Source organism: Streptomyces sp. NPDC020958 (assembly GCF_055562175.1).
Genome location: NZ_JBVHFU010000014.1, coordinates 58,384 through 74,123, shown reverse-complemented (window position 1 = coordinate 74,123; position 15,740 = coordinate 58,384). Strand labels below are relative to the sequence as shown.

Below are 15,740 nucleotides of genomic sequence, written 5' to 3'. Positions count from 1 at the left end.
CGGTGAGCGGAACGTCCGAAGGGCCGACGCCCGCGGCAGACCTCGACCGGTCCGCCGTCACAGACAGTGACAAGACCTATCGGAAGTCGTACGAGACGACAGAACTGAAAACCTACGAGTACGCCTTCTCGGCCGCGGCGCTGCCCATGGTCGTGGTCGACGGCGAAGGCCTCGTCGGCGCCGCCAACGAGGCGTTCGCCACCCTGATCGGCGCCGATCGGGCCGGGCTCACCGGGCGGGTCGCCGCGGACCTGGTGGACCTGGCCTCCGACGCCCGTTCCTGGCACGCCTACCGCGAGGTGCTGCGCGGCCGGCAGGCCAAGCTGCGCTGCACCCGGCGGCTGAAGCACCCCGACGGCCACTCGGTGTGGGTCCAGGTGAGCATCGCCCCGCTGGCCAAGGGAGCGCCGGGCGTCCTGATGTCGGTCACCGACATCAACGACCGCCGTGAACTCCAGGCCCGGCTGCGCCACTTGCAGATGCACGACCCGGTGACCCGGCTGCCCAACCGGACGCTGTTCTTCGAACGGCTGTCGGCCGCCTTGGAGGCGGAGTCGTACGAGCAGAGCGGCACCGGCCGGATCGGCCTGTGCTACCTGGACCTGGACGGCTTCAAAGCGGTCAACGACACCCTGGGCCACCGGTTCGGCGACCGGCTGCTGGCCGCCGTCGCCGAACGGCTGACCAGGATCGCCGACGAGGCCGGCTGCGCGCGCGCCGGGGCGCCGCTGGTGGCCCGGCTCGGTGGCGACGAGTTCGCCCTGCTGGTCGAGGACTCCACGGGCACCGAACAGCTGGCGGACCTCGCCGAGTCGGCGCTGGCCGCGCTCCAGGCCCCGTTCGACCTGGCCGGGCAGCGGCTGTCGTTGTCGGCGTCGATCGGGGTGGTGGAACGCCATGCCGCCGGCACCACCGCGACCGGTCTCATGCAGGCCGCCGACACGACCCTGTACTGGGCGAAGGCCGACGGCAAGGCCCGCTGGACACTCTTCGACCCGGAGCGCAACGCCCACCTGGTGACCCGTCAGGCGCTCTCCTCCACCCTCCGGCACGCCATCGAACGCGGTGAGTTCGTGCTCGAGTACCAGCCGCTGGTGGGCATGGGCGACGGGCGGCTCAACGGCGTCGAGGCCCTGGTCCGCTGGCATCACCCGCAGTTCGGCACGCTGACGCCGAATCGGTTCATCGGACTGGCGGAGGAGGACGGCTCGATCGTGCCGCTCGGCCGCTGGGCCCTGACCACCGCCTGCCGCCAGGCCCGCCGCTGGCAGCTGGACCACCCCGGCGAACCGCCGATCTTCGTGAGCGTCAACGTCGCCGTCCGCCAGGTCTGGGACTCCGACCTGGTCGCGGACGTGGCCGAGACCCTCGCCGAGACCGGGCTGGCCCCGCACCTGCTGCAACTGGAGCTCACGGAGTCGGCGGTCATGGGCTCGGCGGGCCGGCCGCTCCAGGCCCTCCAGGCGCTCAGCGACATGGGGGTGCGCATCGCCATCGACGACTTCGGCACCGGTTACTCGAACCTCGCCTACCTCAGCCGTCTCCCGGTCTCCGTCCTCAAGCTGGACGGCTCCTTCGTCCGGGGCTTCCAGTACGACGACCCGGGCGACCGCCCGAACCCGGCCGACGAGGTCGTGGTGGAGGCGATGATCCAGCTGGCCCACCGGCTGGGCCTGACCGTCACCGCCGAATGCGTCGAGACGTCGGCGCAGGCCTCCCGGCTGCGGCACATCGGCTGCGACACCGGCCAGGGGTGGCTCTACTCCCGGCCGGTGACGGCGGATCGTATCTCCGAGCTGCTGGACACCCGGAGCTACGCGGACACGCCGGTCGGCAACCCGTAGGCGTCGGCGACCAGTTCGTAGGAGCGCAGGCGCAGCTCGCCGCGGTGGGCGTGCGAGGTGAGCATCAGCTCGTCGGCGCCGGTGCGCTTGTGGAGGTCGTCGAGGCCCGCGCGGACCTCGTCGGGGGTGCCGTGCACGATGTTCGACGTCCAGGAGTGCACGAACTCCTCCTCCATGGGCGAGAACTCGTGCCGGTCGGCGTCGTCCGGGTCGGGGAACAGGCCGGGTCGTCCGGTGCGCAGCCGCAGCATGTTCAGCGCGCCGGCCCGCACCTGGCGCCGTGCCTCGCGTTCGTCGTCCATCGCGAGGACGGAGACGCCGATGAGGGCGTAGGGCGCGTCGAGGACGTCGGAGGGGGTGAAGGACTCCCGGTACAGGTCCAGGGCCGGGATGGTGTTCTGCGCGGAGAAGTGGTGCGCGAAGGCGAACGGCAGCCCGAGCATGCCGGCCAGCCGGGCGCTGAACCCGGAGGAGCCGAGCAGCCAGACCGGCGGCCGGTGCGGGGACTGCACGCCGCCCGGGGTGGTGCTCTGGACGGGGCCGGGGATGGCGTGGATCCGCCGGTAAGGGTGCCCGTCCGGGAAGTCGTCGTCCAGGAACCGGGTGAGTTCGGCGAGCTGCTGCGGGAAGTCGTCGGCGCCCTCGTTGAGGGTCTGGGTGCGGCGCAGCGCGGCGGCGGTGGCCCCGTCGGTGCCCGGCGCCCGGCCGAGGCCCAGGTCGATCCGTCCCGGGGCCATGGCCTCCAGGGTGCCGAACTGCTCGGCGATGACGAGGGGGGCGTGGTTGGGCAGCATGACGCCGCCCGAGCCGAGCCGGATGCGCTCGGTGTGGGCGGCGAGGTGGGCGAGGATCACGGCGGGTGAGGAGGAGGCCACGCCGGGCATCGAGTGGTGCTCGGCGACCCAGTACCGGTGGAAGCCGCGTGCCTCGCCGAGCCGGGCGAGCGCGACGCTGGTGCGCAGGGCGTCGGTGGCGGTGCTGCCGGTGCCGACGGTCACCAGGTCCAGTACGGAGAGGGGTACGGGGGCGGTCCCGTGTGCCTCGCCTCGGATCTCGCCTGCCGCCACTTCGGCCTCCTGGTGTGTACGTCCTGCGGTCGGAGGAGCAAACAGGAGAACCCCTCCGGGTATTCCCCGGGCCGGTCGTCCCACCGCCCGGCGGCTGCGGCCGTCCGGCGTGGGCGTCCCCGGATTCGACAGCAGATGCGCGGCGCCCCGCTCCGGGGCCGGTGTGCACGCGACGAGGAGCGCATGGCCCGGCTCGTCCGAGAACTGGACCGCGGGGTGGGGCAGGCTCACGCGGCGCAGCCGCCCCCTCCCTGAACCGGCCCGCCGCGGCCCCGCCGGGCCGACGGCACCCGCCCCGCCCGGCGGTGGCCGCCGCGGAGTCCCGGGCAGCCGGCCGGCCGGCCGCTTGTCCTCACATCTGCACGACCGGTTCGCGGGTGAACAGCGTGCCCAGTGCCGGGGCGTTCACCCGCCGGTCCGCCAGGCGCAGCCCCTCCCACACCGTCACCTGGTTCGCCGTGAGCACCGGCTTGGCCAGCGTCTTCTCCAGCAGGGGCAGGTGCGCCGCCGTGTGCAGGGCGGTGTCCGGCAGGAGCACCGCCTCGGCCTCGTCCGCGTCCGCGGTGCGCGCCAGCGCGAGGACCTCCGCCTCCCCCCACGTCGCCGCCTCGGCCGCCGTGGCGGTCCCCGAGGCGCGCACGCCGGTCACCTCCAGGCCGCCGGCCCGCAGGAACTCCGCGAAGAGCCGGGCCACGTCGTCCGGATAGGTCGCGCCGACCGCCACCCGCCGCACCCCGAGTTCCCGTGCCGCGTGCACGAACGCGAAGGGCGTCGCCGACGCCGGCAGCCCGGCCGCCTGGGCGAGGGCGCGGACCTGCTGCTGGGCGCCCTCCCAGCCGTGCACGAAGCTTCCGCTGGTGCACGCCCACACCACCGCGTCCGCGCCCGCGAGCCGCAGCTCCGCCACCCCGGCGGCGAGCCGGTCGGCGGAACCCGTCGCGCGCAGCGTGTCCACCCCGCGGGCGTCCTCGCCGGGGTCGGTGTGGACGACGTCCACCCGGATGTCGCTGCCGAGGAGCTGCTCGATACGCGGGTAGTCGTCCTCGGCGGAGTGCCCCGGGTAGAGGAGTCCGAGCGCTGTCATGTCCACCCTTCCTGCTGTTCTTCCGGCAGTACGGGCCGCCAGGGCCCAACCGCTCGGGTACCCACCCTGGGCGGCGCCGCCCACATCGTGACCTGGTTGGCCGACAGGAGGGGGGTCCTCGGTGGCGGTCACGGCTGCCGGCACCCCCGTGTTGACGTGGGCGGGTTCGGGTGCCAGCGTGGTCGATCCGCGCATCTCAGACGTTTCCATCCGCCCGTGTCAGACGCCGCCGGACGCCGGGAGGCCGCCCCGCATGACGCCGCCTGTGCCCACCGTGCTGGTCCTCGACGCCGACCCGCCGCCCCGGCTCGGCCGGCTCACCGGCCGCGCCCGGATCGTGCACACCGACGCGGCGGGGCTCGCCGCCCGGCTGCCGGCCGCCGACGTCCTCCTGGTCTGGGACTTCACCTCGCACGCGGTCCGCGAGGCCTGGCCCGGGGAGGGGCCGAGGCCGCGCTGGGTGCACACGGCGAGCGCGGGCGTCGACCATCTGATGTGTCCCGAGCTGGTCGCGTCCGACACGGTCGTCACCAACGCGCGCGGGGTCTTCGACCAACCGGTCGCCGAGTACGTGGCCGCGCTGGTGCTGGCGGTCGCCAAGGACCTGCCGCGCACCCTCGATCTGCAGCGGGAGCGGACCTGGCGGCACCGCGAGGGCCGCCGGGTGGCGGGCACGCGCGCGTGCGTGGTCGGTTCCGGTCCGGTCGGGCGGGCGATCGTCCGCATCCTGAAGGCGCTCGGCGTCACGACCGCGCTGGTCGGCCGGGTGCCGCGGACCGGCGTCCACGGCCCGGACGACCTGGACCGGCTGATGTCCCGGGCGGACTGGGTGATCGCCGCCGCCCCGCTGACCGAGCAGACGCACGGCATGTTCGACGCGCACCGCTTCGGGGTGATGCAGCCGTCGGCCTGCTTCATCAACGTCGGCCGGGGCCGGCTCGTCGACGAGGACGCGCTCGTCCAGGCGCTCACCAGACGCTGGATCGCCGCCGCGGCCCTGGACGTCCTCGCCACCGAACCGCTCCCCGCCGACAGCCCGTTGTGGGAGGTGCCGGGCCTGGTCGTCTCCCCGCACATGAGCGGAGACACGGTCGGCTGGCGGGACGAACTGGGCGCCCAGTTCGTGGAGTTGTACGAGCGCTGGGCGGCCGGCAGATCCCTGCTGAACGTGGTCGACAAGAAACGCGGATACGTGCCCGGTCACTGAACCGCCGGGAGCGACCCGCTCCGCGGCGAACGGCGGCCTCCGCCATGCCGATTGCCCGTGCAATCCATGGCGCATAAGTCGGTTGGACTCGGGTAGCTGCGCCGCCATGGCTCCACCACACGGCAACGATACAGACATATCCGGGTATGAAACCAGACATTCTCGGCGGGCGGTGCTCGCGGGCATCGCCGCCGTCGGCGCACTCGCCGCCGGGTGCACGCGGGTGGCCACCGCGTCCACCAGCAATGGCGGTGACCTGCTGCAACGCCTGCGCGCCCAGGGTGTCGTACGACTCGGGATCGCCGGTGAGATCCCCTTCGGGTACATCGACAGGAACGGTCGGCTGACCGGTGAGGCACCGAAGCTGGCCGAGGCGATCTTCAAGCGGCTCGGGGTCGGCCAGGTGCAGCCGGTGCCCACCGAGTTCGGTTCGCTGATTCCCGGACTGAATTCGCAGCAGTTCGATGTCGTGGCCGCCGGGATGTACGTCACCCCGGAGCGGTGCGCGCAGGTCATCTTCGCCGATCCCGACTACCAGATGCTCGACTCGTTCGTGGTGCGCAAGGGCAATCCCAAGGGGCTGCACGACTACCGGGACGTCGTCGCGAAGAAGGCGAAGTTCGCCACGGGGACGGGCTACGCCCAGATCCAGCACGCGGTCGAGGCCGGGTACAAGCAGAGCGACATCCTGATCGTGCCCGACCAGGTCGCCGGACTGAACGCGGTGGAGGCGGGACGGGTCGACGTGTTCGCCGGGACCGCGGTCACCGTCCGCGAGGTCGTCAAGAAGTCCGCCAAGGCCGAGGGGACCAGGCCGTTCGCGCCGCTCGTGGGCGGCAGGCCGGCGATCGACGGGGGCGCGTTCGCGTTCCGGTCGGCGGAGACGCGGCTGCGGGACGCCTTCAACGTGGAGCTGCGCAAGCTCAAGAAGAGCGGCGAACTGCTGCGGATCCTGCGGCCGTTCGGCTTCACCCAGGCGGAGATGACCGACCTGACGGCCAAGGAGCTGTGCGGGGGAGGCAAGAGCGGATGACCTCCGGACTGTGGGAACTCGTGCTCAGGGGCACCTGGACGACCCTCCAGCTGCTGGTGCTCAGCGGGCTGCTGATGACGGCCGTGGCCCTGGTGGTGGGCGTGGCACGGACCGACCGGCGCTGGATCGTGCGGTTCCTCGCCGGCCTGTACACCGAGGTGTTCCGCGGCACCTCGGCGCTGGTGATGATCTTCTGGGTGTTCTTCGTGCTGCCGGTCGCCTTCGGCTGGCAGCTGGTGCCGCTGTGGGCGGGCACCCTCGCGCTGGGGCTGACGTACGGCGCGTACGGCGCGGAGATCGTGCGCGGCGCGCTGAACGCGGTCGACCCGGCGCAGCAGGAGGGCGGGATCGCGCTCAACTTCACGCCCTGGCAGCGGCTGCGGCTGATCCTGCTGCCGCAGGCCGTGCCGGAGATGATCCCGTCGTACTGCAACCTGCTCGTCGAGCTGCTCAAGGGCACCGCGCTGGTGTCGATCACCGGCATGGGCGACCTGGCGTTCAGCGGGAACCTGGTGCGGCTGGCGTTGCAGGAGAGCGCGCACATCTACACGTACCTGCTGGTCATCTACTTCGTGATCGCGTTCGTCATCACCCGGCTGATGCGCGGTCTCGAGAAGAGGCTGAAGGCCGGGATCGGCAAGGACGTGGGGAACGGGCGTGCGGCGCGGGCGGCCGAGCGCAAGGAGACGACCGGGGTCGGTGGTGTCGCGTGAAGTGGGACTGGAGTGCCGTCAGCGGGTTCATGCCGCACTTGTGGGACGGTCTGCTGGTCACCCTGCAGGCGCTGGCCCTCGGTTCGCTGATCTCGTTCTCCCTGGGGCTGGTGTGGACGCTGCTGCTGCGGACGCCCACCAGGTGGGTGCGCTGGCCGGTCGGGGTGGTGACCGAGTTCGTGCGCAACACCCCGCTGCTGGTTCAGCTGTTCTTCCTGTTCTACGTGCTGCCCGAGTGGGGCCTGACGTTCTCCGCGCTGACCACCGGTGTCTTCGCGATCGGCCTGCACTACTCGACGTACACCATGCAGGTCTACCGGGCCGGGATCGAGGCGGTGCCCGTCGGCCAGTGGGAGGCGGCGACGGCGCTCAGCCTGCCGCCCCGGCGGACCTGGACCGTGGTGATCCTGCCGCAGGCCCTGCGCCGGGTGGTGCCGCCGCTCGGCAACTACGTGATCTCGATGCTCAAGGACACCCCGATCCTGATGTCGATCACCGTGCTGGAGATGCTCGGCCAGGCGCGGCTCTTCTCTCAGCAGCACTTCCAGTTCACCGAGCCGGTGACGGTGATCGGCGTCGCCTTCATCGTCATCTCCTACCTCGCCTCCCTTCTCCTGCGCACCCTGGAGCGTCGCCTTGTCCGTTGAGACCAGCAAGCAGACCGATCAGCAGCCCGCCACGGCCGGTACGGCCTCCGCCGACCTCGTCCGCCTGGAGGGGATCACCAAGCGGTTCGGGGACAACACCGTCCTGGACGGTCTCGACCTGAGCGTGCGGGCGGGCCGGCACGTGACCCTGATCGGGCCCTCCGGCTCCGGCAAGACCACGATCCTGCGGCTGCTGATGACCCTGACGAAGCCGGACACCGGCACCATCACCGTCGACGGGCAGCGGCTCTTCCCGGCGTCGGAGAAGGAGCTGCGGGAGGTCCGCAAGCAGATCGGGATGGTGTTCCAGCAGTTCAACCTGTTCCCGAACATGACCGTGCTGCGCAACCTCACCGAGGCCCCGGTCACCGTGCTCGGCCTGTCCAAGGACGAGGCGGAGGCGCGCGCCCGGGAGCTGCTGGACCTGGTGGGCCTCGCCGACAAGGCCGACGCCCGGCCGACGAAGCTCTCCGGCGGCCAGCAGCAGCGGGTCGCGATCGCTCGCGCGCTGGCCATGCGGCCCAAGGTGCTGCTCCTCGACGAGGTGACCTCGGCGCTCGACCCCGAGCTGGTCGCGGGCGTGCTCGACCTGCTCAGGGACATCGCCCGCACCACCGACATCACGATGCTCTGCGTGACCCATGAGATGAACTTCGCCCGGGACATCTCCGACCAGGTCCTGATGTTCGACTCGGGCCGGATCATCGAGGCGGGTCCGCCGGAGCAGATCTTCGGCGACCCCGAGCAGGAGCGGACCCGGGAGTTCCTGAGCGCCGTGCTGTAGATATTTCCATCGCGACACCGTAAAGGTTTCCCAACGCAGCCCTGTGACTACAGGAAGTGAACGCACGATCAGGCGAGGTCCGGCGGTCGGGTCATTCCGCTGGCATATGCCAGCGGGCTTTCGCCGCAGTTCGGAGCGCCGGAATCTCGCCAACACCCCCTCCGCTCCAGGCGCTTGGCCGTTACCCTGGAGACGATCCGCCATCCGGACCGCGGCCAGACCGTAGAAGTGCCGATCGAGCGCAGGGGGACCACCGTGGCGCTGAAGCACGAGCCGACCGCCCCGTACCACTCCGCCCAGGACGCCCTGCGTGTCCTGGAGACGGTGGCACGGCACTCCGCCGGCGTCACCGACACCGAGCTGGCCCGCGTGACCCGCCTGGACCCCGACCGGCTGACCGGGCTGCTGCGCATGCTGCGCCGCGAGGGCTATGTCGAGCAGGTCACCGACGGCGCCTACGTCACCGGCGAGACCCTGCGCCGCCTCGGCTCCGCGCACGACCGGGAGCGGGCCCTCGGCGAGCAGCTCCAGGGCACCCTCGACCGGCTGCGCGACTCGGTCGGCGCCGCCGTCTACCTCAGCCGGTACGTCGACGGCGAGGTGCGGATCGGCCCCTACGCGGCCGGCCCGGCCACCCCCGCGGTCAACGAGTGGGTGGACTTCCGCTCCTCCGCGCACGCCACCGCGATCGGCAAGAGCCTGCTCACCCAGCTCGATCACAACGCCCGCCGCGACCACCTCTCCCGGCACAAGATGGCCCGCCTCACCTCGCACACCATCACCAGCGACAAGGTGCTGCTCTCCCGGCTGGAGGCGCAGCCGCCGACGGTGCCCGTCCTGGACCTCCAGGAGTACGCGATCGGCACGGTCTGCGCGGCGGTCCCGATCACCGCCGGTTCGGCCGTGGGCTGCCTGGCCCTGTCCCTGCCGGTGGAGCACGCCCACCGGCTCCGCCAGGCCGCCGACACCCTGAACCGCAGCGCGGCTCCGCTGCTGCTGTCCCTCGCCATCTAGGGGCTGTCCGGCGGATCATGCCGCAGACGCGGGACAGCCCCTAGGGCCGTCGAGGGCCGCTCCCGGCGGCTCGGCCCGGTGGTCGGAAGCACCCCCGCGGACCAGGTAGTATTTTCTTCGTCGCCACCGCGAGAACGAGGTTCGAACGGTCGGCGAGAGTCATGCGCCGCTAGCTCAGTTGGTTAGAGCAGCTGACTCTTAATCAGCGGGTCCGGGGTTCGAGTCCCTGGCGGCGCACCGGTGAAGGGCCTCTCGTGGAAACGAGGGGCCCTTCGGCGTCCTCGGGTGTCAGCCTGCGGTACGTCCGCTCCCCTGGCGGCCGCCACCACACCGGGTCGGCGCACCGCACCCCCTCCCCGCGCAGCGCGGCCCGCTGGATCTTGTTGGTGGCCGTCACCGGCATCCGCTCCACCACCCGGACGAACCGGGGCGCCATCTTCGTCCCCAGGTCGGGCTGGGCCAGCAGGAACTCGGCGAAGCCCAGCGGGTCGAAGCGTCCGGCGACCGTCGCCATCACCTGGTCCCCGGTCACCGGGTCCGGCACCCCGTACACGGCGACGGCGTCCGCCCCCTCGTACCGGGCCAGGATGTTCTCGATCATCGCGGCGGCCAGGTTCTCCCCGTCGACCCGGATCCGGTCGTCGGTACGGCCCGCGAAGTACAGGTAGCCGTCCGCGTCCCGGTAGAACAGGTCCCCGGTCCAGTACCACCCCCCGCGCCGCCGCTCGGCCTCCGCCTCCGGGTTGCGCCAGTACCCCTCGAAGGGGTTGGGCGCCCGGTTCACCAGCTCCCCGATCGCCTGCTCCCCGTTGAGCAGCCGCCCGCCGGAGTCGAAGACGGCCGCCGGGCACTCCTTCCCCGTCTCCTGGTCGAGCACGACGAGACCGGGTGCCGCCCGTCCCACCGCCCCGGCCGGTGTCCCCGGCGACCACTGGACGGCCGCCCCGCCCTCGGAGGAGCCGTACCCCTCGACCAGCCGCACCCCGAACCGCTCCTCGAAGGCCGCCGCGTCCACGGCCCCGGCCTCCGTCCCGAACCCGAGCCGCAGCGGGTTCTCGCGGTCGTCGGGGCGCGGCTCGGTGGCGAGGACGTACTGCACCGCGCGGCCGACATAGGTGAAGTAGGTGGCCCGGTAGCGGCGCACGTCGGCCAGGAACCCCGACGCCGAGAACCGCCGACGCAGCGCCACCCCGGCGCCCGTCACCAGCGCGGGTGCCCAGTCGGCGATCACGGCGTTGCCGTGGAACATCGGCATGCAGACGTAGTGCACGTCGTCGGCGCACAGCCCGAACCGCGCCACGAGCGAGTGGCCGGCCGCCGCGAGCCGCCCCTGGGAGCAGAGGGCCGCCTTGGGAGCCCCGGTGGACCCGGAGGTGAAGTAGAGCAGCATCCGGTCGCCGGGGCGGGCCCGGGAGGCGTCCGGGAAGGCTCCGAGGTAGGGGGCGAGAAGCGCCCCGTACTCCGGTTCGTCGGTGACGAGGACCCGCACACCGGGCAGTTCGAGCCCGGCGAGCAACGGCGACCAGGCCCGCTCGGTGACCAGCACCGGGCACTCGGTGTGCAGGATGTCCCGGGCGAGTTCGCTCCCCCGCCGGGTCGGGTTGATCCCGGCGACGGCGGCCCCGGCCAGCGCGGCCGCCCCCAGCCAGAGCGGGAACTCGGGGGTGTTGTCGAGCAGCACACCGACATGCGGCACGCCCCCGGCCGGCAGCAGGTCGTCCAGCAGGGCCGCCCGCGCGGCGGCCCCGCCGGCCACCTCGTGGTGACTGAAGACCCGCTCCCCGCACCACAACCCCGGCCGATGGTCCCCCCACCGGGCAGCCACCGCCTCAGCGACCGTGCGTATCTCAGAGGTCATGGGGAGGCAGGTTAACTGACGCTCCGTCAGATGTGGAGCGCCGCGCACCTCACGGCATCACGTCACCCCACGCCGAGAAGATCAGATGCGCCGCCCCCATGAAGGCCAGCGCGATCCCGATGAACACCACGAAGAAGGCCAGCGAACACCCCGTCCCCACCGCCAGCCTCCCCTGTGCCGGCGGCTGCGCGGTGGCCCCCTCCGGCCGCTCCGGCAGGTAGTGCACCGTCACGAAGTCACCCTCGACCACGGTCCGCGGCCCGTTCGGCTCGTCGATGCGGACGACCCGCCCCTCGGCCGTGGTGAACTCGTACACGTGGTGCAGCGTGGTCGTCACGGCCGTGTCCCCGGCGCCGCCGCTGGTCGTCGTGTACGCCCGCAGACAGCGCGCCTCGGCCGTACGCCCGTGCCGCCACGCCCGGCTGATCTCGCTCGACCGCCGCAGCGTCCTGACCACCCCGACGACCCCGACCACGACGAAGAGAGCGGGAAGGATGTAGAAGAACGCTTCCATGAAGCCCATGAGAGTCCCCCGGCCCGAACACCGGTCCGACTGACCGGCACGGCGGGAACGTACCTCCCTGGCCTGCGGCGGGTCCTCAAGCGAAGCTCAGATCCACCCGGTGTTACGCACTCGTCGAACGACTCCGGTCAGAACGTGACGTCCGAGCAGGCGTAGAACGCGTTGCCCGTGTCGGCGACCGTCCAGACCGCCAGGATCACGTGGTGCCCGCTCAGCCCCGTCGGCAGGGTGCCGCTGTGGCTGAGGGTGGCCGGCGGGCGCTGGCCGTTGTAGGGGACGGTGAGGAACGGGGTGGTGTCGAGATCCGAACGGGCGAGGGCGTGGTTCTGGTTCCAGCCCTGCCGGGTGACGTAGTACCTGAAGTCGGTGGTGGCGTGCATCGCCGTGAACTGCCAGCGGAACGTGTACGACTGGCCGCCCGTCACCCTGGTGGTGAGCCAGGCCCCGCCCGACGGCGTCCTGGGTGCGCTGAGCTGGGCGAACCGGCTGAGCCCGCCGTTGCAGAGCTGGCCGTCGGCGGGACCGGCCGCCGGGAAGCCCTTGGGGCCCTCGACGCTCTGCGGCTCGTACTGGATGTCGCCGCAGCCGGTCACGGTGCCGTTGGCGCAGAGCTTCTGCCTGCTGATGGGGAGGTCGGTGTAGCCGTGTCCGCTGGCACCGCCGGTGGAGAGCGCGAAGGCTCCGGCGGTCGCCACACCGAGCACGACGGCCGACACCTTGGTCCGTTTGCGCATGCTGCCGCTCCTGGGGAACGTGGGGGAAGTCCGGTGAGCCGTGCAGGTCTAGACCAAGTCCCCAGAATATTGCCGCCTGTTGACCGTGTCCATATCAAAGACAGGGTCCGTACCCGTCACGGCGCGGAGCCGGTGCGCCCCGAGCAGAACGCCACCGTCAGGTCCCGCACCAGCACCTTGCGCTCGTAGTCGTCGAGCTCCACCAGGCCGCGCATGGTCAGCCGGGTCACCGTGTCCTCCACGGAGTCCACGACGGAGGTGAGCACGGTGGCCCGCTGCTGGGCGTCGAGCGCGGCGATCCGGCGCCGGTGCATGACCTCGGCCACCTCCGGGGCGTACGCCACCCGGACCGGCTGCACGGAGAACACCTCCAGGCCGATCCCGGCCGCGTCCGCCGCCACCCGCCGGGTGAGCGCGTCCGTGGCGGCCTCGACCGAACCGCGCACCCCGCCGGGCATCTCCACCGGCACCCGGGCCAGCGCCGCCTCCACGCACTCGCGCAGATACGCCTCGTGGTCCTCGACGCCGAGCACGGCCCGCGCGGTGTCCCGCACCCGCCACACCACGAGCACGGCGACCCGCAGCGCCACTCCGTTGCCGTCCGCCGCCGGCATCTCCTCGCTGCGCCAGTGCCGCAGCCTGACGTCGACGCGGCGCCGCAGGTGCAGCGGGTTGATCCAGAGCAGACCGGTGCGCCGTACCGTCCCCCGGTAGCGGCCGAACAGACCGAGCACCCGGGCCTGCCCGGTCACCCCGCGCGCGAGCCCCGCGAAACCGCACACCCCGAGCGCGCCCGCCCCGGCGTACGCGGCCCACTGCGCCGGACCGAGCCCCGCGCCCGCGGACGCCGGCAGCCGCAGGGCGTGCACCGCCAGCGACGGCAGCACCCCGGCCCACCAGGAGGTGGCGAGACCGCCGGCCACCCCGCCGAGCCCGGCGAGCACCCCCACCGCGCCGGGCAGCACCCGGGCGGGGCTCTCCACCAGGTCGGGGTCGACGGCCGCGGCCGGCCGGGGTGCGGCGAGGGCCGGGCGGCGCAGCCGGGGCTGTTCGCCGGTGCCCTGCCGGCGGGCGACGACCGCGGGCCGCAACGGCACCGAGACGGGGGCGGGGTCGTCGCGGAACAGCAGGTGGACGGGGATCTCGGTGGTGGCCTCGTTCTGGATCAGCCGGGGGACCGGGCGGGTGGGCGGCCCGCTGTCGAGGGGGTCGCCCGATTCGGGGGTGTGCTCGGTGGTCGTACTCATGCCTGCCTCCAGCCTCCGCGCCAGATGCGTCAGGTGATGGGTTCGTGCGTGCTCGTGGGGGTCGTCACAGGAACAGCCGGCGCCAGGTCTCCGGGCCCGGGTAGCCGTCGGCCGCGCCGCCGCGCCAGCCCTGGGCCCGCTGGAACGCCTCGACGGCCCTGCGGTCCGCGTCGCCCCAGCGCGGCCCGGGGCCGTCGGGGTAGAAGCGGCCGTACCCCTTCTCGACCAGCCGTCTGCCGAGCCGGGTGACGTGGTCGTTCTCGGCGCCCGGACGGAAGTAGTTCTTGCCGGGGTAGCCGGGCACCCCGTGCGAGGCGGGGTCGGCCGGGGTCGCGGCCGGGCCGATGTCCTGGCCCCGGCCGGTGCTGAGCAGTTCCCAGGTGCGCGGCCCCGGCAGGCCGTCGGCGGCGGCGCCGGTCCAGCCCTGGGCCTGCTGGAAGGCGCGGGTGGCGCGCTGGTCCGCGGGGCCCCAGACCGGTCCGGGGCCCGTGCCGTAGAGGCCGCCGGCGCCCCGGGCGACCAGCATCCGGCCGAGCAGGGTGACGTACTCGTTGGCGGCGCCGGGACCGAAGTAGGCGGCCCCCGGGAACGGCCCGGCCGCCCTCCCGGCCTGCGCGCCCGCCGCACCCGGGTCCGCGACCAGGCCCTTGTAGCGGTAGGGGACGTACTTGGCGGAGTTGCTCCAGTAGGCGTACGGGGTGGTCTGGCGGCGGGCGTGCGGGGGCGCCTGCTCGTAGGCCGTGTAGGAGGTGCGGGTGTGGTCCGTCCAGCCGCCGAACAGCACCACGTGGGAGCCCTGCTCGGGGTCGGCCGTGTTGTGGAAGAGCAGCATGTCACCGGGTTGCAGCTCCGCCTTGGTGATCTTCGTGCCGAACTGGCCGAGGCTGCCGGTCCACTCGTTGCCGGTCAGCCCCCAGGCCATGGAGACGTAGCCGGAGCAGTCCTGCCGGTATCCGTCCGTCCAGTAGAGGCTGCTGCTGTACGGCACCTTGGCGGTGACCCAGCTCTTGGCGCGGTTGATGATCTCCGTACGGGTGCTGGGCGGGGTGGTGACCGGGCCCTGGACCGGTGCCCCGGCCGGGCCGTGCAGGGGGGACTTGACGCCCTGCGGGGTGGCGGGGTCGGGGTCCACGGGGACGGCGGACCGGTGCGGGGCGGGCGGGACGCCGTGGGCGGCGGCCGTCGGGGCGCCGGCGGCGAGGGCGGCGGACGCGGCGGCGGCCACGACCAGCACGCTCCGGGCCGCCGGGTGACCGCCGAAGCGGCCGGGCAGCGGGGCGGGGCCCACCCGCCGCCAGTGGACGCAGCCGGGGCATTCGCAGTCGTTCGCGGGGTCGAATTCCTCGAATACCGGGGCCGGCATGCGATTCCCCTCACACTTCGGGTGGATATGTCCGAGACCGTGCACATGGAGCAGTTTCCCAACTGTCGTCCCGGTGCGCATGCTGACGGTCCGAATGATGTACGGCAGGGGGCGGACGGGGGGCGCCCCGGTGGCCGGTGGTCGGGAGCACACCCGCCGGTCGGGTAGAGTTCTCGATGTCAGCAGGCGCCGCTAGCTCAGTTGGTTAGAGCAGCTGACTCTTAATCAGCGGGTCCGGGGTTCGAGTCCCTGGCGGCGCACAGACAGCCGAAAGGCCCTCCGCAGCAGCGGGGGGCCTTTCGGCGTTCACCCCGGATGTCAACCACCGACACGGCCGGTCCACAGCATCCCCACACGTTCCACAATGAACGCGTATGACCGGTAAACAGAGCGTTTCGCCCTTGCGATCATGCTGAGCACCGTAGAACCCTGGATGCCCAAAGTGCCGATGAATTGCGGCACTTGGGGGGTATGCAGCCGGTTGCCGGAGCCGCGGGGCGAGGGACCCCGGTCATGAATCGGTGCCGAGGGGGGCATCATGCAACCGGACGGTCACAGTCCGTGTCCATCGCGATGGAGGGCTGTGTCCCGCCATGGACGCGCCCGCGCGGGTCGAGGGGGA

The 15,740-nt window shown here is 72.5% G+C and carries 14 protein-coding genes, 2 tRNA genes and 1 pseudogene; 9 read left to right on the top strand and 8 right to left on the bottom strand.

The window, feature by feature from the left end; translation table 11 throughout:
- The first annotated feature begins 2 nt into the window (after positions 1–2).
- Positions 3–1,844, top strand: a complete 1,842-nt coding sequence (locus tag ACZ3KP_RS31755) for a putative bifunctional diguanylate cyclase/phosphodiesterase (RefSeq protein ID WP_467503638.1) — start codon at positions 3–5, stop codon at positions 1,842–1,844.
- Here the strand turns inward: ACZ3KP_RS31755 and ACZ3KP_RS31750 are convergent.
- The 3 genes and pseudogenes from ACZ3KP_RS31750 to ACZ3KP_RS31740 form a co-directional block, all read right to left on the bottom strand.
- Complete coding sequence (locus ACZ3KP_RS31750; protein ID WP_467503637.1) at positions 1,814–2,911, bottom strand: LLM class flavin-dependent oxidoreductase; 1,098 nt, start codon at positions 2,909–2,911, stop codon at positions 1,814–1,816. The two genes, ACZ3KP_RS31755 and ACZ3KP_RS31750, sit on opposite strands and share 31 nt — an antisense overlap.
- 352 nt (positions 2,912–3,263) lie before the next feature.
- Positions 3,264–3,995 (bottom strand): maleate cis-trans isomerase family protein, encoded by a 732-nt coding sequence (locus tag ACZ3KP_RS31745; protein WP_467503636.1) that lies wholly within the window; start codon positions 3,993–3,995, stop codon positions 3,264–3,266.
- Positions 3,992–4,114 (bottom strand): annotated as a pseudogene (locus tag ACZ3KP_RS31740) (maleate cis-trans isomerase family protein); the annotation flags it as partial. The gene ACZ3KP_RS31745 and the pseudogene ACZ3KP_RS31740, both read right to left, overlap by 4 nt.
- A 134-nt stretch (positions 4,115–4,248) precedes the next feature.
- Between ACZ3KP_RS31740 and ACZ3KP_RS31735 the strand changes: the two are divergent.
- From ACZ3KP_RS31735 to ACZ3KP_RS31705, 7 genes are all read left to right on the top strand, one after another.
- Positions 4,249–5,202, top strand: coding sequence for a D-2-hydroxyacid dehydrogenase (locus tag ACZ3KP_RS31735; protein ID WP_467503634.1), 954 nt, complete (start codon positions 4,249–4,251; stop codon positions 5,200–5,202).
- A gap of 106 nt (positions 5,203–5,308) precedes the next feature.
- A complete protein-coding gene (gene ehuB, locus ACZ3KP_RS31730) occupies positions 5,309–6,235 on the top strand; it encodes an ectoine/hydroxyectoine ABC transporter substrate-binding protein EhuB (protein WP_467503633.1) in 927 nt (308 codons plus the stop codon).
- On the top strand, positions 6,232–6,948 hold the full coding sequence (gene ehuC / locus ACZ3KP_RS31725) for an ectoine/hydroxyectoine ABC transporter permease subunit EhuC (protein ID WP_358982269.1): 717 nt from the start codon (positions 6,232–6,234) through the stop codon (positions 6,946–6,948). Before ehuB ends, ehuC begins: the two co-directional genes overlap by 4 nt.
- Positions 6,945–7,595 (top strand): ectoine/hydroxyectoine ABC transporter permease subunit EhuD, encoded by a 651-nt coding sequence (gene ehuD / locus ACZ3KP_RS31720; protein ID WP_467503631.1) that lies wholly within the window; start codon positions 6,945–6,947, stop codon positions 7,593–7,595. The genes ehuC and ehuD overlap by 4 nt, the downstream gene beginning before the upstream one ends.
- Complete coding sequence (gene ehuA / locus ACZ3KP_RS31715) at positions 7,585–8,379, top strand: ectoine/hydroxyectoine ABC transporter ATP-binding protein EhuA (protein ID WP_358982264.1); 795 nt, start codon at positions 7,585–7,587, stop codon at positions 8,377–8,379. The genes ehuD and ehuA overlap by 11 nt, the downstream gene beginning before the upstream one ends.
- Before the next feature lie 255 nt (positions 8,380–8,634).
- Entirely contained in the window at positions 8,635–9,393 is a 759-nt protein-coding gene (locus ACZ3KP_RS31710; protein ID WP_467503849.1) for an IclR family transcriptional regulator, read from the top strand.
- Positions 9,394–9,556: 163 nt separating this feature from the next.
- Positions 9,557–9,630 (top strand) — tRNA-Lys (locus tag ACZ3KP_RS31705).
- Here ACZ3KP_RS31705 and ACZ3KP_RS31700 read toward each other — a convergent pair.
- The 5 genes from ACZ3KP_RS31700 to ACZ3KP_RS31680 all read right to left on the bottom strand — a co-directional run bounded on the left by ACZ3KP_RS31700 (position 9,596) and on the right by ACZ3KP_RS31680 (position 15,118).
- Positions 9,596–11,251: a long-chain-fatty-acid--CoA ligase gene (locus tag ACZ3KP_RS31700; RefSeq protein WP_467503630.1), complete on the bottom strand. Its 1,656-nt coding sequence runs from the start codon at positions 11,249–11,251 to the stop codon at positions 9,596–9,598. The genes ACZ3KP_RS31705 and ACZ3KP_RS31700 overlap by 35 nt on opposite strands.
- 49 nt (positions 11,252–11,300) lie before the next feature.
- Positions 11,301–11,774, bottom strand: coding sequence for a DUF3592 domain-containing protein (locus ACZ3KP_RS31695; RefSeq protein ID WP_467503628.1), 474 nt, complete (start codon positions 11,772–11,774; stop codon positions 11,301–11,303).
- Positions 11,775–11,902: 128 nt separating this feature from the next.
- Positions 11,903–12,508 carry a lytic polysaccharide monooxygenase auxiliary activity family 9 protein gene (locus ACZ3KP_RS31690; protein ID WP_467503626.1) on the bottom strand — a complete coding sequence of 202 codons (606 nt, stop codon included), beginning with the start codon at positions 12,506–12,508 and terminating at the stop codon, positions 11,903–11,905.
- Positions 12,509–12,624: 116 nt separating this feature from the next.
- Positions 12,625–13,755, bottom strand: a complete 1,131-nt coding sequence (locus ACZ3KP_RS31685) for an SPFH domain-containing protein (protein ID WP_467503625.1) — start codon at positions 13,753–13,755, stop codon at positions 12,625–12,627.
- Between the two features lie 64 nt (positions 13,756–13,819).
- Positions 13,820–15,118 carry a peptidoglycan-binding protein gene (locus ACZ3KP_RS31680; protein ID WP_467503624.1) on the bottom strand — a complete coding sequence of 433 codons (1,299 nt, stop codon included), beginning with the start codon at positions 15,116–15,118 and terminating at the stop codon, positions 13,820–13,822.
- A gap of 186 nt (positions 15,119–15,304) precedes the next feature.
- Here ACZ3KP_RS31680 and ACZ3KP_RS31675 point away from each other — a divergent pair.
- Positions 15,305–15,378 (top strand) — tRNA-Lys (locus ACZ3KP_RS31675).
- Positions 15,379–15,740: the final 362 nt, after the last annotated feature.